Annotated in this window: 48 protein-coding genes; 6 read left to right on the forward strand and 42 right to left on the reverse strand. The window is 38.3% G+C overall.

Annotated features, from left to right (window positions below):
- Positions 1–2: 2 nt before the first annotated feature.
- The 3 genes from MKZ02_RS19520 to MKZ02_RS19530 form a co-directional block, all read right to left on the reverse strand.
- Entirely contained in the window at positions 3–1,766 is a 1,764-nt protein-coding gene (locus tag MKZ02_RS19520) for a DNA packaging protein (protein ID WP_340855551.1), read from the reverse strand.
- 1 nt (position 1,767) lies between these two features.
- The gene (locus MKZ02_RS19525; protein WP_340855553.1) at positions 1,768–2,430 is read right to left on the reverse strand and encodes a hypothetical protein; all 663 of its coding nucleotides are present in this window, start codon (positions 2,428–2,430) and stop codon (positions 1,768–1,770) included.
- A gap of 184 nt (positions 2,431–2,614) precedes the next feature.
- Entirely contained in the window at positions 2,615–2,821 is a 207-nt protein-coding gene (locus tag MKZ02_RS19530; protein ID WP_340855555.1) for a hypothetical protein, read from the reverse strand.
- 89 nt (positions 2,822–2,910) lie between these two features.
- Here MKZ02_RS19530 and MKZ02_RS19535 point away from each other — a divergent pair, with 89 nt between their 5' ends.
- Entirely contained in the window at positions 2,911–3,183 is a 273-nt protein-coding gene (locus MKZ02_RS19535) for a CRISPR-associated protein Cas2 (protein WP_340855557.1), read from the forward strand.
- A 29-nt stretch (positions 3,184–3,212) separates the two neighbouring features.
- Here MKZ02_RS19535 and MKZ02_RS19540 read toward each other — a convergent pair whose 3' ends face one another.
- The 34 genes from MKZ02_RS19540 to MKZ02_RS19705 all read right to left on the reverse strand — a co-directional run bounded on the left by MKZ02_RS19540 (position 3,213) and on the right by MKZ02_RS19705 (position 17,782).
- Positions 3,213–3,371, reverse strand: coding sequence for a hypothetical protein (locus MKZ02_RS19540; protein WP_340855560.1), 159 nt, complete (start codon positions 3,369–3,371; stop codon positions 3,213–3,215).
- A gap of 232 nt (positions 3,372–3,603) precedes the next feature.
- Positions 3,604–3,840: a hypothetical protein gene (locus tag MKZ02_RS19545; RefSeq protein WP_340855562.1), complete on the reverse strand. Its 237-nt coding sequence runs from the start codon at positions 3,838–3,840 to the stop codon at positions 3,604–3,606.
- Between the two features lie 62 nt (positions 3,841–3,902).
- Entirely contained in the window at positions 3,903–4,466 is a 564-nt protein-coding gene (locus tag MKZ02_RS19550) for a cupin domain-containing protein (RefSeq protein WP_340855565.1), read from the reverse strand.
- 177 nt (positions 4,467–4,643) lie between these two features.
- Positions 4,644–5,027, reverse strand: a complete 384-nt coding sequence (locus MKZ02_RS19555) for an ArpU family phage packaging/lysis transcriptional regulator (RefSeq protein WP_340855567.1) — start codon at positions 5,025–5,027, stop codon at positions 4,644–4,646.
- 289 nt (positions 5,028–5,316) lie between these two features.
- Positions 5,317–5,511: a DUF3954 domain-containing protein gene (locus MKZ02_RS19560; RefSeq protein WP_340855569.1), complete on the reverse strand. Its 195-nt coding sequence runs from the start codon at positions 5,509–5,511 to the stop codon at positions 5,317–5,319.
- A 319-nt stretch (positions 5,512–5,830) separates the two neighbouring features.
- Complete coding sequence (locus MKZ02_RS19565) at positions 5,831–5,962, reverse strand: hypothetical protein (protein WP_340855571.1); 132 nt, start codon at positions 5,960–5,962, stop codon at positions 5,831–5,833.
- 68 nt (positions 5,963–6,030) lie between these two features.
- Positions 6,031–6,198, reverse strand: a complete 168-nt coding sequence (locus tag MKZ02_RS19570; protein ID WP_340855575.1) for a hypothetical protein — start codon at positions 6,196–6,198, stop codon at positions 6,031–6,033.
- A 1-nt stretch (position 6,199) separates the two neighbouring features.
- Positions 6,200–6,388: a hypothetical protein gene (locus tag MKZ02_RS19575; protein WP_340855577.1), complete on the reverse strand. Its 189-nt coding sequence runs from the start codon at positions 6,386–6,388 to the stop codon at positions 6,200–6,202.
- Positions 6,389–6,424: 36 nt separating this feature from the next.
- Positions 6,425–6,580: a hypothetical protein gene (locus MKZ02_RS19580; protein WP_340855578.1), complete on the reverse strand. Its 156-nt coding sequence runs from the start codon at positions 6,578–6,580 to the stop codon at positions 6,425–6,427.
- Between the two features lie 35 nt (positions 6,581–6,615).
- A complete protein-coding gene (locus MKZ02_RS19585) occupies positions 6,616–7,155 on the reverse strand; it encodes a DNA translocase FtsK (protein WP_340855580.1) in 540 nt (179 codons plus the stop codon).
- Positions 7,156–7,230: 75 nt separating this feature from the next.
- The gene (locus MKZ02_RS19590) at positions 7,231–7,629 is read right to left on the reverse strand and encodes a hypothetical protein (protein ID WP_340855582.1); all 399 of its coding nucleotides are present in this window, start codon (positions 7,627–7,629) and stop codon (positions 7,231–7,233) included.
- 185 nt (positions 7,630–7,814) lie between these two features.
- Positions 7,815–8,237, reverse strand: coding sequence for a YopX family protein (locus MKZ02_RS19595; protein ID WP_340855585.1), 423 nt, complete (start codon positions 8,235–8,237; stop codon positions 7,815–7,817).
- Positions 8,234–8,425, reverse strand: a complete 192-nt coding sequence (locus MKZ02_RS19600; RefSeq protein WP_340855587.1) for a hypothetical protein — start codon at positions 8,423–8,425, stop codon at positions 8,234–8,236. The genes MKZ02_RS19595 and MKZ02_RS19600 overlap by 4 nt, the downstream gene beginning before the upstream one ends.
- Before the next feature lie 142 nt (positions 8,426–8,567).
- On the reverse strand, positions 8,568–8,807 hold the full coding sequence (locus MKZ02_RS19605; protein ID WP_340855590.1) for a hypothetical protein: 240 nt from the start codon (positions 8,805–8,807) through the stop codon (positions 8,568–8,570).
- Positions 8,797–8,979 (reverse strand): hypothetical protein, encoded by a 183-nt coding sequence (locus tag MKZ02_RS19610; RefSeq protein ID WP_340855592.1) that lies wholly within the window; start codon positions 8,977–8,979, stop codon positions 8,797–8,799. The genes MKZ02_RS19605 and MKZ02_RS19610 overlap by 11 nt, the downstream gene beginning before the upstream one ends.
- On the reverse strand, positions 8,976–9,122 hold the full coding sequence (locus MKZ02_RS19615) for an IDEAL domain-containing protein (RefSeq protein WP_340855594.1): 147 nt from the start codon (positions 9,120–9,122) through the stop codon (positions 8,976–8,978). Before MKZ02_RS19615 ends, MKZ02_RS19610 begins: the two co-directional genes overlap by 4 nt.
- A gap of 34 nt (positions 9,123–9,156) precedes the next feature.
- Positions 9,157–9,633 (reverse strand): hypothetical protein, encoded by a 477-nt coding sequence (locus MKZ02_RS19620; protein ID WP_340855597.1) that lies wholly within the window; start codon positions 9,631–9,633, stop codon positions 9,157–9,159.
- Positions 9,611–10,063 carry a DUF1064 domain-containing protein gene (locus tag MKZ02_RS19625; RefSeq protein WP_340855599.1) on the reverse strand — a complete coding sequence of 151 codons (453 nt, stop codon included), beginning with the start codon at positions 10,061–10,063 and terminating at the stop codon, positions 9,611–9,613. Before MKZ02_RS19625 ends, MKZ02_RS19620 begins: the two co-directional genes overlap by 23 nt.
- The gene (locus MKZ02_RS19630) at positions 10,063–10,665 is read right to left on the reverse strand and encodes a dUTP diphosphatase (RefSeq protein ID WP_340855601.1); all 603 of its coding nucleotides are present in this window, start codon (positions 10,663–10,665) and stop codon (positions 10,063–10,065) included. Before MKZ02_RS19630 ends, MKZ02_RS19625 begins: the two co-directional genes overlap by 1 nt.
- A gap of 2 nt (positions 10,666–10,667) precedes the next feature.
- The gene (locus tag MKZ02_RS19635; protein WP_340855604.1) at positions 10,668–10,835 is read right to left on the reverse strand and encodes a hypothetical protein; all 168 of its coding nucleotides are present in this window, start codon (positions 10,833–10,835) and stop codon (positions 10,668–10,670) included.
- A complete protein-coding gene (locus MKZ02_RS19640; RefSeq protein ID WP_340855606.1) occupies positions 10,835–11,020 on the reverse strand; it encodes a hypothetical protein in 186 nt (61 codons plus the stop codon). Before MKZ02_RS19640 ends, MKZ02_RS19635 begins: the two co-directional genes overlap by 1 nt.
- Positions 11,020–11,925 (reverse strand): ATP-binding protein, encoded by a 906-nt coding sequence (locus MKZ02_RS19645; RefSeq protein ID WP_340855608.1) that lies wholly within the window; start codon positions 11,923–11,925, stop codon positions 11,020–11,022. Before MKZ02_RS19645 ends, MKZ02_RS19640 begins: the two co-directional genes overlap by 1 nt.
- The gene (locus MKZ02_RS19650; RefSeq protein WP_340855610.1) at positions 11,810–12,574 is read right to left on the reverse strand and encodes a DnaD domain protein; all 765 of its coding nucleotides are present in this window, start codon (positions 12,572–12,574) and stop codon (positions 11,810–11,812) included. Before MKZ02_RS19650 ends, MKZ02_RS19645 begins: the two co-directional genes overlap by 116 nt.
- A 163-nt stretch (positions 12,575–12,737) precedes the next feature.
- Entirely contained in the window at positions 12,738–13,547 is an 810-nt protein-coding gene (locus tag MKZ02_RS19655) for a PD-(D/E)XK nuclease-like domain-containing protein (protein WP_340855613.1), read from the reverse strand.
- The gene (locus MKZ02_RS19660; protein ID WP_340855614.1) at positions 13,489–14,415 is read right to left on the reverse strand and encodes a hypothetical protein; all 927 of its coding nucleotides are present in this window, start codon (positions 14,413–14,415) and stop codon (positions 13,489–13,491) included. Before MKZ02_RS19660 ends, MKZ02_RS19655 begins: the two co-directional genes overlap by 59 nt.
- Positions 14,412–14,585 carry a hypothetical protein gene (locus MKZ02_RS19665; protein ID WP_340855616.1) on the reverse strand — a complete coding sequence of 58 codons (174 nt, stop codon included), beginning with the start codon at positions 14,583–14,585 and terminating at the stop codon, positions 14,412–14,414. The genes MKZ02_RS19660 and MKZ02_RS19665 overlap by 4 nt, the downstream gene beginning before the upstream one ends.
- On the reverse strand, positions 14,586–14,780 hold the full coding sequence (locus MKZ02_RS19670) for a hypothetical protein (RefSeq protein WP_340855619.1): 195 nt from the start codon (positions 14,778–14,780) through the stop codon (positions 14,586–14,588).
- Positions 14,781–14,877: 97 nt separating this feature from the next.
- The gene (locus MKZ02_RS19675; RefSeq protein ID WP_340855620.1) at positions 14,878–15,090 is read right to left on the reverse strand and encodes a YqaI family protein; all 213 of its coding nucleotides are present in this window, start codon (positions 15,088–15,090) and stop codon (positions 14,878–14,880) included.
- A gap of 286 nt (positions 15,091–15,376) precedes the next feature.
- The gene (locus MKZ02_RS19680; protein WP_340855622.1) at positions 15,377–15,625 is read right to left on the reverse strand and encodes a hypothetical protein; all 249 of its coding nucleotides are present in this window, start codon (positions 15,623–15,625) and stop codon (positions 15,377–15,379) included.
- Positions 15,622–16,269 carry a hypothetical protein gene (locus tag MKZ02_RS19685; protein WP_340855625.1) on the reverse strand — a complete coding sequence of 216 codons (648 nt, stop codon included), beginning with the start codon at positions 16,267–16,269 and terminating at the stop codon, positions 15,622–15,624. The genes MKZ02_RS19680 and MKZ02_RS19685 overlap by 4 nt, the downstream gene beginning before the upstream one ends.
- Positions 16,270–16,325: 56 nt before the next feature.
- Positions 16,326–16,565, reverse strand: a complete 240-nt coding sequence (locus tag MKZ02_RS19690; RefSeq protein WP_340855627.1) for a helix-turn-helix domain-containing protein — start codon at positions 16,563–16,565, stop codon at positions 16,326–16,328.
- Positions 16,565–17,266, reverse strand: coding sequence for an ORF6N domain-containing protein (locus MKZ02_RS19695; RefSeq protein ID WP_340855629.1), 702 nt, complete (start codon positions 17,264–17,266; stop codon positions 16,565–16,567). Before MKZ02_RS19695 ends, MKZ02_RS19690 begins: the two co-directional genes overlap by 1 nt.
- A gap of 90 nt (positions 17,267–17,356) precedes the next feature.
- Positions 17,357–17,527, reverse strand: coding sequence for a hypothetical protein (locus MKZ02_RS19700; protein ID WP_340855632.1), 171 nt, complete (start codon positions 17,525–17,527; stop codon positions 17,357–17,359).
- Positions 17,528–17,545: 18 nt separating this feature from the next.
- On the reverse strand, positions 17,546–17,782 hold the full coding sequence (locus MKZ02_RS19705) for a helix-turn-helix transcriptional regulator (RefSeq protein ID WP_340855634.1): 237 nt from the start codon (positions 17,780–17,782) through the stop codon (positions 17,546–17,548).
- A gap of 159 nt (positions 17,783–17,941) precedes the next feature.
- Between MKZ02_RS19705 and MKZ02_RS19710 the strand changes: the two genes are divergently transcribed.
- The 5 genes from MKZ02_RS19710 to MKZ02_RS19730 all read left to right on the forward strand — a co-directional run bounded on the left by MKZ02_RS19710 (position 17,942) and on the right by MKZ02_RS19730 (position 22,006).
- Positions 17,942–18,403 carry a helix-turn-helix domain-containing protein gene (locus MKZ02_RS19710; protein WP_340855636.1) on the forward strand — a complete coding sequence of 154 codons (462 nt, stop codon included), beginning with the start codon at positions 17,942–17,944 and terminating at the stop codon, positions 18,401–18,403.
- 19 nt (positions 18,404–18,422) lie between these two features.
- Positions 18,423–18,884 (forward strand): ImmA/IrrE family metallo-endopeptidase, encoded by a 462-nt coding sequence (locus MKZ02_RS19715; RefSeq protein ID WP_340855638.1) that lies wholly within the window; start codon positions 18,423–18,425, stop codon positions 18,882–18,884.
- Positions 18,885–19,215: 331 nt separating this feature from the next.
- The gene (locus MKZ02_RS19720; protein WP_340855640.1) at positions 19,216–20,436 is read left to right on the forward strand and encodes a type I restriction endonuclease; all 1,221 of its coding nucleotides are present in this window, start codon (positions 19,216–19,218) and stop codon (positions 20,434–20,436) included.
- 124 nt (positions 20,437–20,560) lie between these two features.
- Positions 20,561–20,767, forward strand: coding sequence for a hypothetical protein (locus tag MKZ02_RS19725; protein WP_340856481.1), 207 nt, complete (start codon positions 20,561–20,563; stop codon positions 20,765–20,767).
- Between the two features lie 30 nt (positions 20,768–20,797).
- Positions 20,798–22,006 carry a site-specific integrase gene (locus MKZ02_RS19730; RefSeq protein ID WP_340855643.1) on the forward strand — a complete coding sequence of 403 codons (1,209 nt, stop codon included), beginning with the start codon at positions 20,798–20,800 and terminating at the stop codon, positions 22,004–22,006.
- Positions 22,007–22,317: 311 nt separating this feature from the next.
- Here the strand turns inward: MKZ02_RS19730 and MKZ02_RS19735 are convergent, their stop codons facing one another.
- From MKZ02_RS19735 to MKZ02_RS19755, 5 genes are all read right to left on the reverse strand, one after another.
- Entirely contained in the window at positions 22,318–22,914 is a 597-nt protein-coding gene (locus MKZ02_RS19735) for a hypothetical protein (protein ID WP_340855645.1), read from the reverse strand.
- Positions 22,915–23,076: 162 nt separating this feature from the next.
- The gene (locus MKZ02_RS19740; RefSeq protein ID WP_340855646.1) at positions 23,077–23,421 is read right to left on the reverse strand and encodes a hypothetical protein; all 345 of its coding nucleotides are present in this window, start codon (positions 23,419–23,421) and stop codon (positions 23,077–23,079) included.
- A 74-nt stretch (positions 23,422–23,495) separates the two neighbouring features.
- The gene (locus tag MKZ02_RS19745; protein WP_340855647.1) at positions 23,496–23,960 is read right to left on the reverse strand and encodes a hypothetical protein; all 465 of its coding nucleotides are present in this window, start codon (positions 23,958–23,960) and stop codon (positions 23,496–23,498) included.
- A gap of 73 nt (positions 23,961–24,033) precedes the next feature.
- Positions 24,034–24,285 (reverse strand): hypothetical protein, encoded by a 252-nt coding sequence (locus tag MKZ02_RS19750; protein ID WP_340855649.1) that lies wholly within the window; start codon positions 24,283–24,285, stop codon positions 24,034–24,036.
- A 433-nt stretch (positions 24,286–24,718) separates the two neighbouring features.
- Positions 24,719–26,059, reverse strand: a complete 1,341-nt coding sequence (locus MKZ02_RS19755) for a phage portal protein (protein WP_340855650.1) — start codon at positions 26,057–26,059, stop codon at positions 24,719–24,721.
- Positions 26,060–26,070 lie beyond the last annotated feature (11 nt).

Consider the following 26,070-nt stretch of genomic DNA (forward strand, 5'->3'; position numbering starts at 1 on the left):
GCCTACCTCCTTTCTCTTTTCGGTCTCTTACGGCTAGGCCGTTCTCGTTCCTTTCTTCCATACCGCTCGTCATACCATTCAAAATACCTTGCAGCCACTTGGCGGACCTGGAGAGCAATAGCATACGCCATAATCCGGTCGTCATGACAACTGGTATCTGCTTCCTCTTTGCCGTTGTTGTCAATAAGGGTTAAGCACTCTTTAAACAGTTCCACATCGTAAATGGCATAGAGCTCATCCCGTATGGCTTCCTTAAAGTCACTCATCATAATTGGGCGTGTTGCTTTGTTTGTATTCCATCCATAATCTTGCTTGTTATAGATATACATGAGTGGATATTGACATGTATTTTCTAAGGTGTTGATCACTGAATGGCCGGTATTGTTTTCCTCTACAGCAAGTAAAGCCGTGTTGTAATAGCGACCCAGAACATCCAATCGCTTACCGTATTGGTCAGTGTCCCAGTGCCCATGTAAAGCAGCACACATTTCACCGGTCCGCCATTCAATCACATAAGCAGCTTGATAGTCACCCGTAGACGTTCCTTTTGAGGTATCCGCTCCGATGACGTATCGCTTTCCCTCTTCTGGCAAACGGAAAATAAGCAACTTACCTTTTTTCTTTTCGGCAACCTGCTTTTTCGGTATATCAACATCATAATGGGTTGGAACTTCAGTGATTGAGTTCATCTTGCGCTGAATCTCTTCGTTATCAAATACACCTTCACCGGACAAAAGGAAAGCTTCCTCCGGTATAGAAGGATATTCCTGACGGAACTGCCGGACATCACCGTTAAAATCATTTCGAATCGTATAGCGACGCCATTGCAGCTGCTCATTGTCCAACCCGTACTGCTCTTTTAATTCCTCTTCTTCTGCTGTTAGTTCGAAATCGTCCGGTACCGGCATCCGATAGCTCGGCATTGCAAACCAAGGGAAGAAGAGCGGCGTATATTCATTCTCGCCTTTCTCTGCTGCATCCCACATTTGTTTGAAGTCTTCCATACCATTTGCTGTACTCTCAATGATCCCTATTGTGCCAGGCTCCTTAGAAAGAGCGGCAAATAAGGAAGTGGAATGCTTCTTCTTTTTACTGGCTGGCCAGAAAGCATACTCAGAGGCATGCAGATAATGAATCGTTTCAGAACGAGCCAGAACTTTATTTTCAGCGGATGCAACCGTGATTTTTGATTTTAATCCTGGATTCTTCTTCCGCTCATCCTCTTTAATAGAGGGATTTTCAAAGGTTAAGCGACGCGCATTGTTCCGCTTACGCATTGGTTTGATGTTGTCCGGTATATTCTCATAATAGAGACGGAACATATCATATAAGTTTTCAGAAGCAGCTGAATCCTGCGCCACAATGAAAGCATTTTTCGCTTCCTGGAGAGACGACAGGTAATAAATAATGGCTTCTGTCACTGTAGAAAAACCCATTTGGCGGGCTTTAAGAATGATGACACGAACAGGCTTGCCAGAGATCAATCCTTTTAGGACGATATCAGCAAACTTCTTCTGTGCCTCATTAAGCAAGAACGGCAGCAATTCACCGCTTTTGGTTTTGATCTTTAAGCACTTATTACAAAAGCGCTCAAAGTCGTTTAGTGTTAGTTTCAGGTCCTTAACACTACCTGGCTCTAATGTGGCCAGTTTCCGCTCATGCTCCTGTGCAAGACGAATATAGGAAAGATCATTCCATTTATTTTCTTCTTTTGGAGCGGATATTTCTGCATCGGCTAGGATTTGATTGTGAATTTTAGCTAACACATTAGCCGTCACCCCTTAAAAGCTCTTGTTGTTCCACTATCTTTTGCATCCGGGGATTAGCTGCTATCTTTCGAATTGCAAGCGTGTATGCCTCCGGGGATGCCTCTTTAAAAATGTCCATAAATAAAGAGAGATACTCCTGAACTAAACTAAATTCAAAAGCCCTCTCTCGAAGGTCTGCAAGGAATTTCCCGTTTTCTCGCAGTTCTCTATTTAAAGTTGTTATTTCATATACTTTCCGTTTTAATTCTCTTTCAAAATCTTCGCGCCACATTTCTAAGTATTCCGGGTCCGCTCCGCCTTCAACAATTTTATCAATGACTTCATCCATCTGGTCCTTAAAATATTCAGGTAGATCGTCTATCAGTTCAAACCGCTTGAACAGGCGCTCAGTAGTCTGATATTGCATTTGGATAATATCAAACTCTTGATTGACATGTTTCAATACACGCCGTTGATCCTGCTTGATGACTTCTTTCTTTTGTTGCTGCATTTGATTAAGCGATTCAACATAACGGGCTACAGCAGTATGTGAAATAGCTTCTCCCGCCCATTCAGAACACTCTTTTGCAATCTCCCTGGTAGACTTCGGTGGATCTGAGCGGATGCCCCTCAAAACGATTTCCTCGCATCCGAATTTCTCTATTTTTGATTGGCGTGCCATTGTAACGTTACACCCCCCTTCTGTAACGACTGTAACGCTAAGTTTTAACGTTACAAGCGCAACAGCTGTCTGGACATTAGATGAAGCAATTTTTTCATCAGCTGTTTTTATCTCTCATTTTTGTAACGTTACAGGTTGTTTTAGAGCAAAGAAAAAAGCACCCATAAGGATGCCTGTATTTTTTCTATAAAACAATTTCGAATGACACTACGTCCTCATACTTTCTGATTTGAGGCTCTTTAATATGATTGCCTTTAAATTCAAATTCACTTTTATTAACCATTGCGGTTCTAATGTTCTCAACTATATAATCAAATTTTTCTAATTCTTCTTCAGTGCCGAGGTCCACTTCTTGCTTCTCATCACCTTTAAGGTTTACAACTAATTTCATAATAACACCTCCTTTTCCTTACATTTCCACAAATAGGGAGGTTTTACCTCCTGCCTTGTTGAATATTGTAACAAAAGGGGGTGGAATGCATGTCAGCAAAAATTATCACTTACGACTTGGATTCTCCAGGACAAAATTATCAGCTTCTTATCGCTGAAATAAAACGTTATCCAAACTGTGTTAAGATTACCGAATCCTGCTGGGTCATTAACAATGATCAAAGCTGTGTCGATGTTCGAGACAACTTAAAAAGGTTTATTGATGAAAATGACCGATTACTCGTAGCTAGATTGAGTGGAGAAGCAGCTTGGATTAATGTTATATGCGGCACAGAGGCTTTGAAGAAATCCCTTAATGCGTAAAAATAAAGGCTTGCTGAAATAGTAAGCCTTTATTTCCTTCTCATTCTACCGCCTACCCGTTTAAACGTAGGACGGTGTTTATCCATAAGCTCTTCCCAATCCTTTCTGGAAGAAGGATCTTTTTCTTCACTTGAAACAGCTGCTGGTTTCTTCTTCGTTTCTATCGACGTGTTATTTGTCGCTTTCATAATATCGACTCCTCAGTAAGCACCGCCTTATGCTATTTGCTTTTATATTTTTTAAATATCCCGTTCGTACACAATCACCCGAGAGGCTGGCTAGGATTGCAGCAACGGTCGTTGTCCACATCGACAATCGGTCGTTTTGCAAAGGAATCTCACACTTTGCTTCCCCGTGGCTATCGCACGCAATACAGCTAGACTCCAGTTGCTCCCCTCGTAACTTCTGCCGGCAACCTTCTCAGTCATTCGATACACCCGAGTACATCATTGATAAAGGAAAGATGCGTCTCCTACCAGCCAAATAACTAGCTGATAAGAAAATCTTACCGTCAATAGAAAAATAAAAAGGTACCCAAAATGGTACCCATTTTGTTCGATTTTTGTCCGGAATTTGTCCGGTTTTTGTTCGGTTACATTCCAAAAAAACAATAAGAACAGCGACAATTAAATTATATAATTTTAAATCTTCCAACATGTATAACCCCATTCTGATTTTAGGACGGGGTTAAAATAGGGTCGTTTAAACTTTTTATTTAGTTAATCTCCAGCTGCCATTGCATCTTTTTTCGTTTTATGAACTGTACCAAATGGGTGGTTGGGAGGAGCATATATCGAGTAAAGTTTTAGTGGAATATTACCTGTATTGGTTACATTGTGCCATGTTCCAGCAGGTACCATGATTGCAGAATCATCATAAATATTTCTTACAAAGTTTAAATTTTCTTTACTCTTTCCCATTCGAACAATCCCTTGACCTTGTTCAATGCGTAAGAATTGATCCACGTTAGGATGTATTTCCAAACCGATATCTTCGCCAACATTGATACTCATCAAAGTAACTTGTAAATGTGTTCCTGTCCATAAAGCAGAACGGTACGTATTGTTTTGCTTCGTTGCTTCATTGATATTAATGACAAATGGTTCTTTTCCATAATCCTTTAATAAAATGCCACCTTCATGGTTTGAAGAGTGCAGAGAAGCAAATCGGTTTACATGCTCTGTCTCATGAGGAACAGGCCAGTAAACAGGCTGCCTTTCATACCTATACATTGGCACGTTAACGTAATAAGGATACGGAGGCGTATAAAGAGTATAGAACATTTATCCCAGTCCCTTCACATTTTTATAAAATTATTCTATGCAATATGTTTAGGGAATGTACTTCGATTCATAATGTCTTAATTTAAGGAAGTTCTTTGTAAGCTTAAAAGACTTCCTCCAATTATGTGAATCGGAAAATGGGCAGTTCAATAACTTTATGGCCAGCCAACACACCCCTCAAATGATCCCCAATGCTGTAGCAAGTCGATATATGGCCGCTCTTTTCTTCTCATAGTATTTGCCTTTCTTCAAGCCCAGTTCTAGATAAATATTAATGTCCTTCGTCTCCTGAGAAGTAAAATACTTCATTTCAATGATTCTCCGCTCAATGAAGTCCAGACTGTTCTCTAAAGCGCGTTCGATTTGCTTCACTTTCAATTCATTGAGCCGATCCTGCTGCCGTACAGAGGGAAACAAATTAATAACACCGGCTGCTTCTTGTTCTTTTTTATTCTCTATTTGAACTTTCAGCGCCCGATATTCTCTCAGCTCCCCGATAATCAAGTTTTGTACTTCTTTTTCATCTATATCTCTAAAGAATTTTAATTGTTTTGCATCCATATCCCTTACCCCCTATAAAAATAAAAGAGGACACCAAACAATAAAGCAGCTGCAACCTGCCTTAAAGTTTTGGTGCCCTCGGTTTTTCCGTTAGGCTATCTATTGAACTGTTATATTTTCAACGAACTGCAACATTAATTTTTCTTCTGTTTAATCATTTCCGGAAAATGTTGTCTTGCAATTTCGTTTAACGGATTGCCGCATATTTTGCAAAAATTAGCTTTTTCATGATTTACAGTCTTGCAATTTTCGTATTTCATCTCGCTTCCCCCTTATTTCGCATTTTGTGTCAAATAACATCCTGGCCAGACACCCTAACCCGCTGGCTTCTTATCACATCAAGCACCTTCCCATCCTTCCAGATGATTGTGTCTTCTCCGAATTGTTTAGGCGTCACTTTCGTCAATTGTCCGTCGATAACTACATACGCTGCATTTTCCATCAAGTCGATTTCTGCTGTGGTTTTAAGTTTAGAATCTTTCACCAAGACGCCCCCGATCTGTTAAAATAATATTGTCAGCATTTTTTAAAGGGCCGGGAGCTTTCCTGGATTTTTTTGTATATCCAGTTCATTTGTGGGTATATTATAAGCAATCAAGGTCACTCCACCATCTCTTTCATACTGTACGAATTACACCTTGACTGGCCAGGAGCTTTTCCTGGCTTTTTTCACATTTATTTTGTCCTTGAATAAACTGTTTTTATATTCAATGGTACTCCTCTATTACTTAATTGAATAAGACTATTGATGAGCCAGGCAAAGTCTGGCTTTTTTTTGTATATTTCCTTTATCTTTGGATAAATTAATCGTAATCAAGGTTCTCTCTTTTATATCTGTGTACACCCATGGCATAGACCTTGATCAGCCGGGCGAATGTCCGGCTTTTTTGTATATTTTCGTCCGATTTGGAAATAATGTTTAAAGTGGCAACCATCTGTAATCCCCCTTAGAACATATACAGGCTGATCATTGTGCCAGGGCTTCCCTGGCTTTTTTTCTATTTTAAATTTCCACTTCCACCTTTAGTTTCATCGGAATTTCTTGAGCAATCGTTACATCCCGTTGTCCAGCAGCTACTAATTCTTTTACAACTTCCTTTGCCTCATCTATCGTTTCGTACTTTCCAACTCTGCAGCCACTGAAAGGCTGTGTGGCAATAACTAAATACATATCAATTCGCTCCTCTTCTTTTCAATTCTTCCTGAACCAAGTCCAATATGTAACGCTGATTTTGAACATACTCCTCAACTGGATCGCCACCGGCAACATGAGAGCCAATACGCCTTTCTGCATCTTCCACCAGGAGAATTAGTCCCTCAGTCCGAAGGCTCTTAATCTGCGATTCTAGTAAAATGCTCATTTAAAACCCTCCTTCGCATTTCCAACGAACTGTGCATTAACCTTCTGCTTCTTTTTCTTGAATCATTTTATAAAAATCACAATCCTCTACTTTGCTTTCCTGTCTCTCTTTACGAAATTTATCTCTTAGCCATTGGCGTACCTCATGGCACCAATCGGTATAAGGGCAGTTGCATATCTTAGGATTCTCCATCTCATCACCTTCACGAACTGTGACCTTAAATATTCCTATAATGAACTTGCTATAGCATCCAACTCGGCACGGGCATCTTCTTCTGAATAGTCCTTTATCACGTCAAGTGAATAACCGCATCTTAGCAAGTCAATATGATCAGAAGAAAGATTAGCAGGAAGTTCTTTTACATCGTTGATTTCAAATTCAGTGTTGTTATAGTCCCAATGCTCATGATTCATGTTATCTGCAGCATATTTGGCAGCTTTATCAATACTAAGATCACTTTTATCTTTGAACTCACCCTCCACAATTACTTTTGTGGTGAATGTCTTAGTGATAGACAGTTCTACTTCAAATTTTTTCATGGGTTTTCCCTCCAATTTTGTTTTTAAGACCTGCCGGGGCTTACCGCCAACGAATTCACTGATATATCCTTCTTTTTCTAGTCGTTCAACGATCCTTGCTGCAGTTGTATATCCAATCCTAAATTTTCTTGAGAAAAGCGATACGGAAGGATAGGTAAACGGTAAATCTTTAATTACAGCCAAGAACTCTACTGCCTTTTGGTATTGTTCTTCCTCTAAGTCATTCATTGAGCTTCCTCCTTCTCAACGGTTGCCAAATTCCAAAGAAATTGTATTTTAGTTGCAGAGACATGCTGCGCTTATTCAACGTAAAATCTGTGATAAATCTACTTCTCGCAAATCCCCACGCAATAATTGATTAGCATGCTTTCTTAGAGTTGGCAGACCACCTTCACCAGCATACTGACAGGCTCTAATGAATTGCTCATACCGTTCAACCTGCTTTTTCAATTCGTGAATCTCTTCTGCCAGTTCGGTTTGATTAGCAAACCACTCTCTAGCATGTTCTACAGACTTTTCCAAACTTATGGCCGATCCGCTCATAGACCATTCAAACTGGCGTTTAAGCTTTTCTATTTCCACTTGCTGTTGTTCGACTGTATTAACGACTTCTTTCATTGATTGAGTATCAAAGAAAAAACCATACTCTTCTGCGCGTTCTATTTCAGTTTTCCAAAACTGGATTTTCTCGTTTAGATCCACGATTTTCACCCCTTCGCATTTTGTGTCTACTGCGATTCACTAGCCAAAACCGCCCATCCTATAGCTTTAACAGCACTAGCAGTCATGATCGCCCAATCCTGCAGCAGGCCGGATGCTAAGACAAGATAGAGGGCGCCTGCTATGTTTGCGATTGCCCATTTATGAAAAAAGCTGAACATCTATTTTCACTCCAATAAATCTGGGTTTTCGTAAATGTTACCGATGACTTTAACATCTCTCTCATTCCTAATCAGTTTTCCTAATTCGTAAGCTAAAACATTACCTAGATGTGTCCCATCTAGAGCTGGACTAAAATCTGTTTGAGCAACAAAGGAACCGTTATGGAATGTGATTATGCCTTTTTCTGTTTCTTCGTTGCCATATAAATCAAAGAAAACAATATCCCCTTCATAAATCTCCACACCGTTTTTGTCCTTTAATCCGGTGTATTCACTAACAGACTCATAAACTACTTCATGCCCGTTGATATAAGCTGTTTTTTCAGCTCGATTGATATAAACCTCATGGTATTCTTCATCTAATGAAATCCACTTTTCTCCACTTACTAAAGGCTCGATCACCAGCCCTCGATACTTAATCTCTCTCATTTTGCTTCCTCCTCCAGTTGCTGTTGCTGCTTAGCTTCAGCGAACATTTCACAAAACCGCTCCGCATCCTTCTCTTCAACAACAAGATCGACCACTTCAAACTCATTTTCATCGACATTTCTAAGTGAATGTTTATTTGTATAAACAGAACCATCTCGCATATAAGCTTTTACAATAAGGTGCCTCATTCGATCCTCTCCTGCTATCGAAATAACCAATTTAGAGTTTGAATAATGCCTAAGAGTGTAACGAATAACATGCAATACAGGGCATAGAGGGCAAAGCCGCCAGACAAAGTTATTTCAAACTCCTGTATAGCTTTAAGTAACTTCATTTCGCTTCCCTCATTCTTTCCAGTTGCCGCTCGATCTTCCGCCGACACTTTGAATGTTTGGTATAAGCTAGTTTCCTTTCTAGAGAAGCCCTCACACGTTCTTTTCGATGCTTTTCATTCTCTTTTCTAAAGTAGTCCACCGATTGGATAAGAAACTGAGCAAATGAATTACCTCCGGCAGCTGCCTCTTTAACAGCCCTTGCAACTTGGCTGCATGATGTTTGTTTACGTTTCACTTTGCGTCCCCTCCATTTCCTCCGTAGCCCATTGTTCAAACTCTGCTCGCTTACGTTTTGCCCTGTATTGTGACAGTAACCGCTCCCGCTCTTCCGGTGCCGGTTTAGGGTTAATTTTTCTGCTTAAATCAAGCCATTGTTCCATGTATTGTTTAGGAGTTAACCCGCTCATTTGCTCCCCTCCAACGCTTCATTTGTGAGTGACTGAAACCATTCCCGATCATTTGTATCCAGTGCCATATTGATATGCAGCTGCTTCAATTCTGCTAAGTCCTCTGCTGTTAACTTGGTATATTTCCAGGCTTCCTTCTCCATTGGTGAGCCCTCCCTTATTTTCAGAGACTATTTATCAAAACAACGACATCTGCTCAAAATTAGCTGCCTCTTCCTCAACAAGCTTCATTTCAAAAGACTCTTCCAATGCTTCCTCCTCAACCAATTGAAAATCGGTAAACCAATGAAGAGGGAAACATCCACCCAGCTGCTTCCATTCCCGATCTTTATAAAAAGTCGCGTTTTTCTGATTGGCTTTCGGAAGGATAAAATACCGATCCTTTAATTTGTGATACGTAAACTGTTTCTCCGGCTTCCAGATAAATTGCGCGCTGTACATCTTGCCTGGCTCTAATGAGGGAAGATCAGCAGCACTCGGTTCAGGCGGCCATCCCTCAAAAGGCTGGAATTTGTCAGCTTGAAAGCATCCCATGTGAGCGTCTTTGTTCGGAAAGCGGGAAACATAATAGTTTAACGGTCCGTTTGGAAAAAGATACACGGTTTTAGGAAACTCACCGGAAAGCTCCGGATCAACGCACCTTCCTTGCAGCACGCTTTCTTCCCCCTCTCGATGCCGTTTTCTTTCTTTTGTAAGCCTGATACTCTTTTGTTGGTAAAAAGCCCTTGTGGTCCTGGCTGTATGTAAGCAGGCTCAATGTGTGGGGATATTTAAACTCAAACAGTTTTTTCTTAATCTTAAAGGCTTCGGTTTCCACTCCTTTAATGTCCACCACTTCAATACTTCCGTCCCTCTTGTGGACCTCGAAATCAGCTATATACTCAATTTTCCGGTGTGTTACCCCGTTCTTTTTAAAAGCTTCTTGTAGCAAGTACCTCGGCTGGATCCGGAAGAAAAGAATTTGCTTATTTGCTTGCAGCCATTTCAGCTGGTCATAGTATTTGGCTTCTGCGAGACTATCAAAAACATGACCGTCTCGCTCCACTTTCTTATTTCCGTACTTGGATTTTTGATTAACCGTCATTAATATCCATTCTCCTGTCTGGTATGGTTCACGGCATTCTTATTCATGTACGCTTCTTCGATCTGCTCTTCTGTGAATTTAAAGCCAACCAACCCGATTGCAACGAATAGGAACCAAGCACTTTTGAAGTTAAATTCTTGCTTTGTAATAGCAAAATACTGTTCGATCTTTTCATCTCGATCAATTTCCATGTACGACTTTAGAAGAAGGTAAGTCATTTCATTAAATGCACCGGTCAGTCCACCCTGGAACCCTTCACGTTGAATATCCAGTACTGCTTCTTGATGAATATAAAGGGATTCTTGCCAGCCTTTTTCATTGGCGATGGATAAGAAGAAGCTAAGGCAATCCACGTATTCTTCTAAGAGCAAGTTCCTTGTTACTGGCGGCTCTCCATGTCTCTCGTATCTCGTAACAGCTATTCTCGGCTTCTGATCATTGCTCCATTTCTTAAAGCCACGCCAATTGTTTGCTAGTTCTCCGATTTCAACAACCAAAGCAAGTGTTTTCCACGAGGTGTTACCTGTTTCTTCAAGCCCCTTTTCTTTAGTGATATGCGCATCCAACTCTTGCTGCATAGCAACCAACTTTTCTAAATTCATAATCAAATCCCCCTTTTTAATACCGCTACCGTAAGTAATCGCCGTAGTTCGATGTATCTCATTTCGTGGATAGAAACATCCTCACTTTGACTGATCCCCATGTCTTGTAATTGTTCAATGACAGACTGTCGTTTCAATTCCTGAACAGTTACTTTCTCTTTAGTTCTCATCAGCTCACTTCCTTCTTAGCAGGTGCAGCCTGGCGCTTAGCTTCCTGAAATCTCTTTTTAAAATCAGCCCAATTTTTCTCCCGAATTTCTTTCGGCATTGGTCCACATTTCGGACAAGGTTGGACAAAACTCAAAGAGCCGCTGCCGCCTTTATCAACATAAGTACCTTCGCACAATTCACACATTATCTTTTCAACCTCCAGTCAATTCCTTCTGCATCCAACAGATATTTTCCGCATTCCCCGATCAGCCGGCTGGCCCCTGCATATCCAATCTTGTCAGCAAGCGTCCCTCGATCTTCATTACTGTTGAAAACCACGGGTTTTTTCTTGCGGTACCGCTCGTTAATAATCGTGTAGTACATTCGCTCGCGTGGCTCCGTCCAATTGACTTTTCCAATATCATCCCAAATGAGTACATCTGCTGATAAAGCACCGTTTAAGAGGCGGTTATACGTTTCTCCACCATCATCCATCTTCTTCGCTTGCATAAGTTCTTCCATGAAGGTTACATCCGATACTGTCAGCACATTAAACCCTTCTTTGATCAGTTGTTTAGCCAAAGCAATTTGTAAATGAGTCTTACCAATGCCGTAATTGTTATGTTTTTGTTTCAAGGCAGCTCGTTCGGCAGCAGGCATGTCTTTCATTCGCTGTTCCCCAAAGACTGCGAGTAACCCGAAATTATTAGACGGAATCACTTTTTCTTTCTTGTCACCGTTTTTGGTGATCTTAAAGAGTGATCGATATTCCTTGGTTAATTCCAACATTTCGTTCTGAATGGGCGAGGTAGTTTCATAGTTTTCAAAGTTCGCTTGGGTAAACTCCTCTGGAATCAAGGACTGTTTGAACCGGCGTCTCCAGGCTTTTCTCTCCTGACACTCACAAGGTTTAGAGAAGGTATACATCAAGTTGTTCGTTGATTTCTTTTGGTAGTAAATTAGTTCCGTATCCTTGCAAATAGGGCATTCATACTCATCCGCCCCAGGCTCTTCTGGATTCTTCGAGTTCTCGATAGACATCATCCGTTGATTTGCCTTTTGCTGTAGATCCGCCATAACTTCTGCGATGCTGGTAAACTTTCTGGCCACTCTCTTCACCCCGTTTTTTGTTTTTGTTAGGATTCTTCAAAATGGATTCCACATATTTCAGGTTGCGGGCACCATATAAAACTGCTTCACCCATTGCATGTAAAACTAAAGCTTCTCCATAATCGTCAATCAAGCTTCCTAACGTATCTGCTACAAATCCGCTAAGTTGGCCAAACCCTTCTTGTTCGTAAAAATGAAAAGGATTAACCGACACGCGCGCATCTTCTTCATCATCTTCTGTATCTTTTTGTTTAGTTTTATTTAGTTTAATTAATGCGGAACTAGGTGCGGAACTAACCTCGGCACTAACTGCGGAACGAAGTGCGGAAATATTTTCCGACCTTTGAGGAAGTTCGGAATTATTTTCCGTTCTTTCAAAGGAAATGATCTTGTAAGTAGGTGCTTTTCCTTTTCTAGAAGCAAAGTCAATTCGACCTTTTTGCTTCAATTCATTTCTCACTTTTCGGAGGGTGCGATCTGTTAATCCTGTTTTGACGCATAACACCGATTCAGCCACCGTAAATGTTTCTGCCCATCCAGCCTTATTATTTATGTGCATGAGTGCATACCATAAATTAATTGCTGATGGTGACAGTTCATTTATTTCGAGCCAATCATAGAATGCGTTCATTTCTCTGATGTAGTTCACGCTTACTCCCTCCTTTCACAAATAGCGAAGCCTTTCTCCACTCTTTTAATTTCATAGTTTGGGTAACACTTTTTCATATATTGCAAGATTAATTGTTTCAGCTGCTCCTTATTTTGAGCTTCATTCCATAGCCTCTGAGGAAGAAGGACGCGGGTTTGTATGATCATTGCCAGATCAACTCGCCAATCTCTATCGTGTCGTTGAGTTGCTTAGTCATTCGGCAGAAATCACATTTCTCGCACCGAATCGGATCTGCTTTCCCAGCCTTCACTTCAATCATCCGTTCCATTTTCATTTCAATATATTCATACTCAAAATCGAAGCGGGTTGCATCGAAGTGTAGCACTGCCTTATTCGGCGGGTTTTCCTTTGTCACAGCAACGATATAAGGTGTATAAGTGGTTCCTGTGACCTCCTGTAAAACACGCCTATACAGCGCCATCTGGAGCACATAGTCCCAGGCCTCCACAAAAGAAACCCAGTTATCGTATTTAACTGACCAGTGACGCTTATAAAGGTCCTGTGTCGTTTTCAAATCACTGAATGCGCGGCGGCCATGATGAATGCTATCTACTTTGATTTTCCAATCTGCTCCAAATAAATGAGCTGTGTAAATCTCTTCTTTGTCGCCTTCCATAGCAAACATAGCGAAGGGATCAGCCTTCAATGTTTCAATCATTCGGTCGGCTGTTTCAAAGTCCGAATACTTGCCACCACGTGACTTGAAGATTGCTCCATTGTTTTCTTCAAGAAATTTTTCAAATGCCTCATTACTCTCAAAAGCTGCATGAACATAGGAGCCAACTAATAAGGCGTTGGAGTAGGGCTCTGTATAAGCCCCACTCAGTTTTGCCATTGTTTTTGCTTCACACTCTACAAAGTTTTTAAATTGTGAAACGGAGAAGAATTCCTGATCAGCTTTGTTCGAATGATAGTTCTCCTTGGTCAAAGTCCATTGCTGTGTCTTCGGCACTTGGCTTCACCTCTTTTTCTGGTTTGGCCTCTTCTTTTTCAGAAGCGGCTGTCTCCTTATTCTCACTTTCGAAAGACTTAGCCAGATCGCTTTGCTTATTCTTTTTAGAAGCACCTTTATCGAACCAGTCTTCCACTTTTGACATTCCATCTTTTAAGGAGTTAAAGATTTTAATGAGTTCCAGGTAGTCGTATTCAGTGAAAGAATCTGCGTTGTAGCCGAACTTATCTTCAATCATTTCTTGCGTGACACGGTGTTGCTCTTTAAAAGTTTTCAACGCGCTTGCTACCCTATCTTTTAACGGCCCTTTGCTATTTCCTCGAAGTGTGTCCTCACAGGCAGCAATCGCCTTATCAACGATGTCACCTGGAATAATTCCCAAGATGCAAGCACGCAAGCGGCGCGAACCGTCATTTGCTACTTTCTCGTAAATATCACGTGGATCATCTAACTTCTTAATAGATCCCTTTGCTTTCATAGAATGTGGAACAGTGAATACTTTTTCCTGACGGACATTTGTTTCAAGGTCCCATGCATAAGCCATAGCAACTGATTCTCCTGGACGCTGTTCTAACTCCTTCACACCAAATGAAATGTTGCCCCAATTTTGAGCAAGTACTTCAGCTAATCGAATAGAAGGTCCGGTAACCTTTGTTCCTCCACGCGGATATTGATACATGGCAACCTGCGCTAAGGCAGGTCGCTTGCAAGAATCTAAAATACGTTGTTCGGACTGGAAAACGTTACGTGGAAATTGTTTGGCTAGGAAGATCGCACCTTTAACCTCTTCCATTTCACGGGATGCAGATACTTGTCCAAGTACGCTTGGTTGTTGCTGCTGATTAAATTGTTCTGTTAACTGATTCACTGGATATCCTCCTTCGCTTCTTTTACAGTAATGTGAGTTTCCTCTGAAAGAGTGAGTGTATTTGTATCGCCACGTTGTTTATATCTAGAAATAGCTGTATGAGCATCTGTTGCTTCTACTTCTGTTTCAATAACCGTTTCTTTAATTTCACTAATGATGAACTTTGGCATTTAGATAGCCTCCTTCATGATTCCTGATAGTAAAGCGTTATATTGCTTCACAAGTTCCTTCAAATCCTCGTGTGTACCCACTCCAGCAACCGCTTGACTTATCCCTATATACACAGAGTCCAACGCTCTCTTATCGTCCATATCCGGAAAAGTCCGCTTTACCTTGGCAAAGTGAGCCTCTAAACAGATGTTCATTTGGATTCGCTCCTCTTGATTCAATTTTCAAAGTTCGGTACAATAGAATAAATTAATTTTGTTAAAGACCTGACTCGCTCTGCTAAGCGAGTCTTTTTCATTCCGCTGTTTTATACTGCGCTCCGCAATATTCAATCAGATAATCCTCCAAGTTACTTTCCAGGATGATTTCACCGTTGATTTCGATGATTTCATCTCCTGCAAGAATTTCATCGCCCATAGCATCAATGCCAACGTGTTCTGGCTGACTGATTATGTTTGCATAACCTGTTTCCATAGTTTGAGTAATTGCTGGATGTTCGATATTCATTTGCTTCACCTCTTTCTGATGGCTTAATGTCCATCGTCAGCAGCCCGAACCATCAGGCACAGGGGGAGAAGCCCGTTCTGGCCGCTGACGATGAGCACCTAAATAAGTGCCCATCAGTTGGAAAATGTGTTATAATAAGGTTGTTCAGTGGTCTAATGCGGTGAGCTGCCCAAAGCTTGCCGCTTTTATTTTTGATCTTTTTCTGATTCCCCGTTGGCTAATCCCCAATAATATCCACCTGTAAGTGCTACAAAGATTAATAATGCTGTGGTCACGTCTCACCCTCCTATACAACCTTGATTATTCTTTCTGTTAAAACCCCTTGCTTGTTCAAATGTTGAACTACTTCCTCTAGCCGTTTCCGATTCTCTTTTGCGTTCTGCATCTTTTCTAGTTCTTCAATTGATTTTTCCAAATCCTTTATAGAACGCTTTGCCTCTTTTAAATCTCCTGCTACCACGCATTCTTCAATGCGATAAATGAGACTATGTGCGCATTTGCGTTCAGCGATTTCCTGTTTGATAATATTGCTCATGATCTGCCCACCTTCATAGCACGTGATCTTGTTTGAAAGAATCCCTCTCTTCGAATTTCTTCAAATTTACTAACAGACGGAACAATAACTTGATCAGCCAAGGCCTCTTGAATCCAATTTTTCACTACCTTGCCAGTATCCAAATCCCAATTAATTCGCATCGATGTTAATGTAGCAGTGGCAGCTTGTTTTAGATCCAATATCTCTTCTGCCAAATTCAATATTTCTAAGTTGGTTTGCTCTGTTAAAGACCGACCAGGCCGCATATCTTTACTAATTTTTTGGAGTTTTTCAGCAGCAGATATTGCACCTTTTGCCTGATCGATTAAGTTTGTTAACTGGCGGTCCACTGATTCCAAAAGCCTTGGATCAGTTGCTGGTAAATCAACTTGGTAAATGTGTTTAATCTTATCCAGCGCTGTTTCATCCTCAACCAAGCGGCACCAATCATAAGCAAGTTCAAATTCCGGTTTCGAATATCCCGCTTCAATGTTATTTAAGCGTTGCAAGGTAATGCCTAAGTGCTCTGAAATAAACCGCTTCGTTCGCCGTTCCTCTTGACAGGCTCTTTCTCTTGCGATTTTTAATATCTCCCCTATCTGTGAGGGGGAATATAAACATACTTGCGTTAAAGTGTTCGACACTTTGTTCGCCTCCAATCATTTAGTTTTCAAAGGTACAATTGATTTATAAAGTTAATTCATGGAGCTAAAACCCTTAGTTTCCCATATTCTTTTTCTTGCTTTGCAGCAGGTTGATTTATGATCATTGGTTGCGATCTCTCTTCGACCCACTGATCGATTAAGTCTTTCTTAAAAAGCCATTTACGACGACCTGGAAAACGAAGAACCGGAAGCCCTTCTTCATGAACATATTTTCTAACTGTCCCAATAGAAACGCCGATATACTTGGCCGCTTCTTTTGTAGTTAGAGTTTCCATTACGACACCACCTTTCTAGGAATCCAATTTTCTACATATCTAATCGCTGATTGTAATTCTTTCTGCTTCACATCCTTATATGAAGCAACAGCAAAGCGGTCTTTTATTTCTCGATATAACTCACGGAATAACTGAGGTCGGTGCTCTGGATTTGATTCAACTTCATACACTTTTGCGGCAACTGCTTTTTGTAAGCGTCTTTGCTCACCAGACGTAAGAGTAATTTGTTCTTCGACTTTTTGATCAATCTGAGTAACCAACTTCCGAATTTCATGTTGCTCTTCTTTAATTGCTTGAGTATCTTCCACCAGGTCAGCAGTTGTCCGAAGAACTGTTACAAGAGCCTGGTCCTTTGAAAGTGGAATAACATTATTTTTAATTGTGTAATAGTCATCTACTAATGCTTCGTAAGCATTCCATGCTTCATCTGTATTAAGTGACTTCGCGTGCATCCAAGCACCTTTTTCAGTCCAGAGATACAAACGGTTAAGGTTTGGCGAAAAATCAATTTGATTTTTTGCTCTGAACTCTCTTAGGTAATCGCCAGTAAGTAAAATGAAATGTTTACCTTCTTTATAACGATCTTTATTACGATTGAAGTTGTTTACTAAAATTTGAATATCCGTTCCGTATGCTTCTGCAAGTTGTAATGTAGTTAAAACTAGTTGGTCATTTTGAATGATTGGTTGAATTTGACTCATTGCTTTAATTCCTCCTTAATTTGATTTAAGAAATTATAGCGACCTCCACTCCGTTTCCAAGTGGAATTTCAAAAAAGCAGCAATTAATTTTCAATCTAGCTTAGCTGTAGTCACTAAATGTTCCGTATTTTCTAGTATGTCGACGATTGCTAGAAGTTCTTTCAGCACTTCCTCTTTACTGCAATCATCTTGGAGCATGACAGCTGTTTGGAGGACCTTGAACTTAATTTCAGCCCAGGTACATTTTTGGGATAAATCCATATGATGTGCCTCCTTTTGTTAGCTGACTTCTTTTGATTTATTACTCTTTTTGTGTAACTTTTGTTCAAAAAAAAGTTCTTCTACATCTACGCCTAATACATCGGCAATTAATTTTGCTTTCTCAAGAGAGGGTTTTGTTCGCCCCATCTCGATATTTGCATATCCGCTGGGGAACTTGTATCCAAGCTTTTTAGCCATGAACGTTTGCGATTTCCCTTGTGATAGACGTGTTTGACGAAGTTTGTTTAATGTCATAATTGACACCTCCTTACTCAAATTGTGTAACTATTGATATCATCATACATTACTCATTATGTGTAAGTCAACTATTTTTTATTCTTTTTGTGTAACTTTTTATTTTCTCTGTGTAAAACATGTTAGTATAAAGATATTAAATTGGAAAAAGGTGTTCATATGGAAAATATAACTCCGAAAATACTACAACAGTTACGTGAAGAAAAAGGATGGTCTAAAACAGAAGTAGCAAGACGGCTAGGAATCAAAACAGTCTCTACGTATGCTAACTGGGAGTACGGAATTAGACAACCAGACAAAGATATGCTGGCCAAGATTGCTGTTCTTTATGATGTAACAACGGACTTTTTGATAACAGGAGAGCAGTCAATTAGCTCTTATAGACCTGAAAGCATGCCTCAATTAACTGAGAAAGACGAACGCGATATCGCAAAACGAATGAAGAAAATGAGAGAGGACCTAACAGAAGCAAAGGCAGACGGTGACGGCTTAAATTATATGGGGGAACCAATGAGCCCGGAGGCAATTGAATCCTTGTTAGAAGCTTTAGAACATGCTGAGCGTATAGCTACTCTTGCAAATAAAAAATACATACCCAAAAAGCATAGAGATAAAGATTAAGCTTTAGGAGGGTATAAATATGTCTCGAATCAAAGAAGTCACTAAAGAGTTAGTGAAAAAATACAACTCAAATAATCCGTATGAGATCGCTGCAGCTAAAAACATTATTATTATGGAACAGAATCTTCACGAGAGTATATTCGGATTTTACAAATACATAAGAAGAAATAAATTTATTTTTATTAACTCTAACTTACGCCAGGAATCAAAGTTTTTTACCTGTGCGCACGAGTTAGGGCACTCTGAGCTACATCCCCGAGTAAATACCCCTTTTCTGAAAAGAGGTACTTTATTTTCTGTCGATAAAATCGAAGTAGAGGCTAACACTTTTGCTGTTGAATTATTGATGCCCGATGAAAAAATCTATGAATATAAGTATACTAATCTATCCTTGTGCGAAATTTGCAAAATATTCGGTGTTCCTAAAGAGTTATCCCACTTAAAAACTTTAGAGGGACACCAAAAATTTTTCGTTTTTTGACTGGTACCATTTTCAAGATATGTATACATCAAGAAAAGGGAGGATAATCACAGGTGGGATCATCAAAGTACTTTTTTGGTTGCTTTAATGGTTGTTTAGGTTTTATAAGTTTAATTATTTTTATTATCCTTAGTATCGCCTTTTGGCCCTATTGGTGGGGAAAAATCTCTATCGTGATCATTTTAGGATTAATGTTTCTAATTGTCTATTTAGCAGTGAAAAACAACTCATCTACCTAGGTAAGATAATTTTTTACCTACATATAGGTTCTTTTTTCACATGACATACCACTCATTTAATAACTAGGAGGACGAGAAAGGAGTATTTAACAATGAACTTAAAAGAAACACTAGAGATGTTAAATAAAGTTGCTACTGACAATAAAGACTTAATAAAAAATGAGGAATCAACAAAACAATTTTTAATTTTACCATTGCTTAGAGGGCTAGGTTACGATACCTATAGCCCACAAGAAGTTACACCCGAATTCACTGCTGATTTTCATAAAAAAAATGAGAAAGTAGATTACGCTATTTTCATAAATGGCGAACTAAAAATTTTCCTTGAAGCTAAGCCAGTCACAAGCAAAATTACTAAAAGCGCTCCTCAGTTAAGTAGATATTTCAGCACCTTCCCTAGTGTACGACTAGGTATCCTAACAAACGGGATAGAATATCATTTTTTTACTGATTTAAATAATGCTAACATAATGGATTCCAAGCCATTTTTTATTTTTAATATAACCAACTACAACGAGGAAGATTTCAGTTACCTAATTAAGTTTTCTAAGAATCTATATGATTACGAAAGTATAAAGGCTCTAGCTGAGTCTATGATGTACTCTCAAGCTTTCAAATCAGTTATTAAGGAGATCTTTGAGAACCCAAATGATGATTTTATTAAATTTGTGATAAAAGAACGTTTCAAATTTAAAGTCACTCAACAGTTTATAAATACTGCTCGTCCCTTAGTTCAAAAGTGTATTCAAGAATCGTTAGCTGAAATCATTAGCGAAAAATTCGATGTCAACCAAGCAATGAGGGAAGTAGCCCCAGAGGTTGAAGAAATACAGCAAGAAGACAAGAAGATTCGTTATTCTCCAGAAGAACTTGAATCATTAGGTACTTTTGAAGAGTTCGGAGGCGTCAAGGTAGTGCTACCAAATCCGGAATCTTATAGGAACCAACTAAAAATTCCTGTAGAAGAATACTCAGTCGAAAGAGGAAATCCTTTAAGTGACTTTTTTGTTTCGTCAGTCCTTACACAAGGAAACGCAATTGTCGGTTATCTCATCGGTCAGTATTACAATAACCAAACCGACACTACGCTATATACAGTAAAATCTAATGAGATTGCTAACTTTTTGGAAGAAAATCCCGTGGTTAAAGAAACTGGATTTATCAATGCGCGACTTGGGTCTCGAACAAATAAAATTACTAATGAAAAAACTTACTATCTAAAGAGTTGTTTGACAAATCTTTCGTTTAGAGATATCCCAAACCTTGTATCAAAAGTTGAGAATATCGATGCATTCTTCAACAGTATTCAATAATTCTATTTCAAATCTGAAATAGAATTATCGAAAGGATTTTTTATAGAAAGTTGTTTGGCCCTCTTTGGGCTTTTCTTTCACCCACAAAAAAGAACATACATTCGCATAAAAGGAGCCCTCAAATATGTTGTCTGAATTTGAAATTAAAAGAGCTGACAAATTACAGCAAAAAGCATTTAAAAATCCAAATAAACATAAGTTGATTCGTATTCCGATCTTTGAACGAATTTACGAAAAAGACGGCGAATTATTCTACAAGATTAGAGGAGAGGACATCCCAAGGAAGCTCAGTGAGTATAATCTTGAGGATTTTCAGCCTAGTAAGGATTAATTTTTAATTTCACGAATGGAGTGAGCATATATGGCTAAAGGACATTTTAGATCAAGAGGTAAAAATAAATGGCAGCTCGAAGTTGACCTTGGCTCTTACGTTGATCCGGCAACGAAAAAGAAGAAGCGAAATAAAAAATATAAAACAGTGCAGGCAAAGGGTTCTCGAGAAGCAGAATTAGAGTTAGCCAAGTTCGTTGTAGAAGTAACAGGAGAAAATTATTTTGAGCCTAAAAAAATGATGTTTGTTGACTTTGTAAAAAATGAATGGCTTCCCAAACATGCCGACAAACATCTTTCTCATACAACTAGAGCAACATTTCTTCAACACTTAGAAACCAGGATACTTCCCGCTTTTCAATACTTGCGAATGGATCAAATTCAACCGATGCATGTTATCGATTTTCTTCATAATCTTCAAGAGAATGGTATGCGCCTGGACGGAAAAAAAGGAAAGCTCTCCAGTTCCACAGTTTTTTATAACTATCGAATCTTAAATAACATCTTTAACTTTGCTGTTAAATGTCGGATCGTTGAGAAATCACCTGTAAAAGAAATAGATAAACCAAAAGTTGAGTACAAAGAAGTAGAGGTTTACACACTGGAAGAAGCAAGCGAATTGTTAAAGTGCCTAGACGCGGAATTGCTACATTGGCAAATTATTATTAAACTTGCCATTACTACAGGGATGCGCCGATCTGAATTATTTGGCCTGGAATTTAAACACATCGACTATGAAAAGAAAATCGTTCATGTTAGACAAGCCCTCACCTATTCAAAAGCAGAGGGTTATCAAGTTCATGAAATAAAGAAAGGCAGTAGGAGCGCAAAGAAGCGGGATATTGTTATATCTGAAACTCTGATAGAGCCTTTAAAAAGTTTAGAATTACAACGAAAGAAAGAACGACTTGCAGCGAAGATTCTATGGAAAGACGGAAAACATAATTTTTTGTTGGCTGATGAAAACGGAAAGCCGTATCATCCGGAGTCTTTGAAAAATTGGTGGGAACGATTTATTAAGCGTCATAAGTTGAAATATATTAACATTCATGCTTTGAGACATACATCAGCCACCCTTCTCATTAATGAGGGTGTTCACGCAAAAATTATTTCGGAACGCTTAGGCCATTCTGATATTACGACCACAATGAATATTTATGGCCATGCCTTAAAACAGGCCGACGAAATTGCTACACAAAAATTAGATTCTGCACTATTAGGAACCAAAGAAAACCATTAAAAATCATTATGTTATCACGTTTGGTCGGCAGAATGTCGGCAAAACAAGCGTGCTTCTTTGATGATTATTGATAATCAAAGCAACAAAAAAGAGCGAAAACCCTTATATACTAAGGATTCTCGCTCTTTCTTTTGGTATGATTCCGACTGGGTTCGAACCAGCGACCTCTACCCTGTCAAGGTGTCTAAAATCAGAATCATTATGTATCAATGATTTAAGTCAATGTTTATAGAATAGAATACACTTCACAATAGTAATTGATAGTTTTCATTATAAAGTGACTATTTAGAAATGTAAAGTGGTTAATCTTCCTATGCCTTAGAAGCAATTCTCTCACACGTTAATATAATCAATCCTACCTTTGTATAATCCTGATTCAACACCTTCCAACGTTTCCCCATCAAATCAAACTCTTTATTGACTACAAAACCCTTCTGATTCTTCTCGTTATCCTGAACAACTATGATTATCTCATTAACTGGCACTCTTAATTGCTTTCCATCAATAGAGAAATTTTTATTATCTATGATAGAAGGAACTAAAGTAGGCTCACCTTGAATATAATCATATTCCGGCATACCATAATCATCTAAAACAACTTTTCCATTCTCATCTCTTACTAAAACTTCTGTTACTTCCCCCGGAATCTCAAACACATGATTACAATGTCTCATAAGTGTTTTAAACTTTCCATGACGCTTAGTAACACTTTCAGCAATTACAAGATAATGTTCACTCTCATATGTAACTTTATCGCCCTGACCGATAACATCAAGAGTATGTATATATCTTTCTTCAAATTCATTGATTGCCGGATTAGTTATGATTGCTTTCTTGTCAATGTCATTCACTTTAACGTTTACGGCTGCCATGTTAAAAATTGATTCAATATCCGTCATTTCAAACATGTAAATACCTCCTTGCATATATTTAAAAGATATGGTATATATTAGATATTAGTTAGGGAATAAACTTTCTATCCCCTAACCTTGTGAGCTTAACGCTTCATGCGTCGCCTTCTTCTATTGTGAGTAGAGGAAGGCTTTTTGTTTGGCTTTTTTCTTTAAAAGTTAATTATTAAACAGAATAAATACATTAGAATTATTGGCTACTTGTTCATCTGTTTTCAGTTTTCTTATCTTTCTTTCCAATTGATCTATACGATTCATCAAATTCTCATGAAAATCACTAACAGTCATATCATCCAATTTAACTGACTTCATAAGAGCAGGATTATTGGCAATAGATTCAAGTACAGATAGAGCCGATTGATAAATCCTCTTCTTATTAGTTGCTGATTGAGGATTGTATTCATCAAATGGTTTCAATTCATTCTCTTGCAGGTAAATCGTTAATTCATCTTGCTCAAGAGAGATTCCCTTAGTTTCTAATTGAAGCCGTTGCAAATTATTCATTTATATCAATTCCTTTCTTTTAGACAAATAAAAAACACCATCCATAATTGGACAGTGTTAGTTTCGGTTAAAATTTATTGAAGCATTGTAAGCTTTTCTAGTTTATATGTATCATCCTCACTAATAAATTCAAGTTCATAGCCTTTAAATCCACCAGTTTCATTTGATCGACTTCTAGTAATAATTCCACCGTCTTTTTTTATAAACATTAAATCCTCTACCTCTGAATCAGCCAAATCTTTATGCTGCGCTCTAACTATCTCATTTATTCTTACTAACTCTTTATACCAATTTACAACTTTGTCATAGTCAGATTCAGAAACAAATGAATTGTCGGCAATAATCTTTTCTATCTCTGAATAAGATTTACTTTCTTTAGCACCCTCCCATAAATAAGCTTCTGCATCCTCAACACTTTCAAATTTAACTATTTCCTTTTTCGGTTCTTCCTTTGCATTAACTTCTTCCTTAGTTTGATTATTACATCCTGCAATAAGAAATAAAAACAATAAACTCATGACTATATACATATTTTTCATGATTAATCCCCCTTCATTTCCTATTACTTTCGACACAAAGGAGAACCATACCTTCCAAAAGAGGATAATATTTCTAACTAGTTTGTGCTGGATATGCTTCAAGGAATAATTGAAAACCTTTTATTGTTTTATCTCCCTTTCGTTTAACAAACCGATTACTACTTATATACCGCTGACACATCATTATTTTCTTTTCATAATCATAATATGAATGATCTTCTCGCTTATAAATACGAATACAATCTAATGCTTCTCTTAATGTTAGGTCAGGAAAAACGGCAAATAAATGCTTTGTCTCATAATCATAAAACTCTACATAAAACACAAAAAACACCCCCTATTATCATGGTTCGACAATTGGAAGGTGTTTCCTGCTATTTATAGTAAAATTTTCGTGGGTGTGAAGATTGGTATGTTTGGGAAACTTTTTGCAACATTGGGGTATCCAGTAGGTTAATAATCACTTGTAAAATTTCAAAATAACCGGCATATAAGACTCATTATATACCATTTTATCAACTAGTTTACATAATGTATGTTATGAGAAGTTGATTTGTATACTGCCACAAGTATTGATGTGACGCTACTTTTCAAACTTTTTAGCGTTCCATCTAGTTTACAATAATACATTATATTTTTAAGGAAGTCAACTATAATAACAGGTGCGTGAAGTGTGATATATACTTCACTATACTAAAGCGTATCATATCAATGTTTCCATCAAATATACTCACACTCCACTAATCACATATAATCCTTTACTTGACTAAAGCGTTATCCTTCCTTTTATCCTCACTCATATTATCATTCCTATTCAATACACCTTCACTCTTCAACTTATCTAATTCTCCTGCAATATCCTGAATATAAGGTGTCTTACTAATCACTGTTTCCGTACTAATACTATTCATATCCTTCAACACTTTTAGATTCTCAATAATCTCTTTATCATTTGCAGGTTGAGCATAATGATACACATGATCTAACGTATCAAAATCATCATCACTAAACTCTATCCCTTTATATTTCAACAATGTTCTAATCTTATCGAATCGTTGTTCAATACCTTCTCTCATAAACTGTTCATTTACTCCGGCTTTTACATTAGCTAACGAGAACAATAAACGAATACTGACTTCTGAAAGGTTACTTATGTCGGTCTTACCCATACTAACAGCAGGGGTGCTTGAAATATCAAGTAGGGCTGATTGTAATGTCTTATATGTATTCTCAAAACTCTTTACATCTAATTGGGCTTGAAGATACTTTGCTTCTCCACCGTCATCTAAATGTATACCTTTCCCAACAATATCAGCAGGCAATGATTCTTTAATCTGTTGTCCAATTGATAAAAATATCGGGTCAAGGAAAACTTCAGTCGCTTCGGTATGTTTACTTAATAACGATTCCATATTATCTAATATAGAAACCCAATCAGACAACTCGCTGCGTCCTTCTGTTTCACTTAATTCATTATCAGATGTATAAGCTACTGGCAATCCTGATAAGTTAGCATATCTAGCCGTTAGTCTTAACTCGCCACCTTTATTATCATATCTTTCTACAACATCATCTGTAAAAACTGTATAGTATGATATTCCATCATTCACAAACATTTGAACAAATGCAATCATCTCATTCTCTTCGTTATACAATGGATAACCTTCATCAGCACCAATAATCTTACTCTTAATCATTCCATTGTCCATATATAAATACTCGTACGCTTCCCCATACTTCAATACTTTATCGAGAATCTTCATGTTCAATCTATCATACTTACCTTGCTTACTTACCTTCTTATATTCACTGACAACTTTCTCATTGCCAATCAATGTAATAGGCGTTTGAAGTAAATAACTCTTCTGAAATGACAATATAGTTTTAGCATAATTTAATACAATCTTCTTGGCATGATACTCTTTTCCATTATGCTTAAAGCCCTGACGTTGAAGAATAGCATGATCTCCATTAAGATAATTCTTTAATCTTTCCACTTCTAAAACTCTGGCTTGATTATGATATTCATTAACAAATTCCATAAACCACTCATTACTGTTATCATATTTTTCTTTTATGTATTGATTTAACTTTGTCATCCTCATTCCCC

This window comes from Pseudobacillus sp. FSL P4-0506 (assembly GCF_038003025.1).
Classification (GTDB): Bacteria; Bacillota; Bacilli; order Bacillales; family Domibacillaceae; genus Pseudobacillus.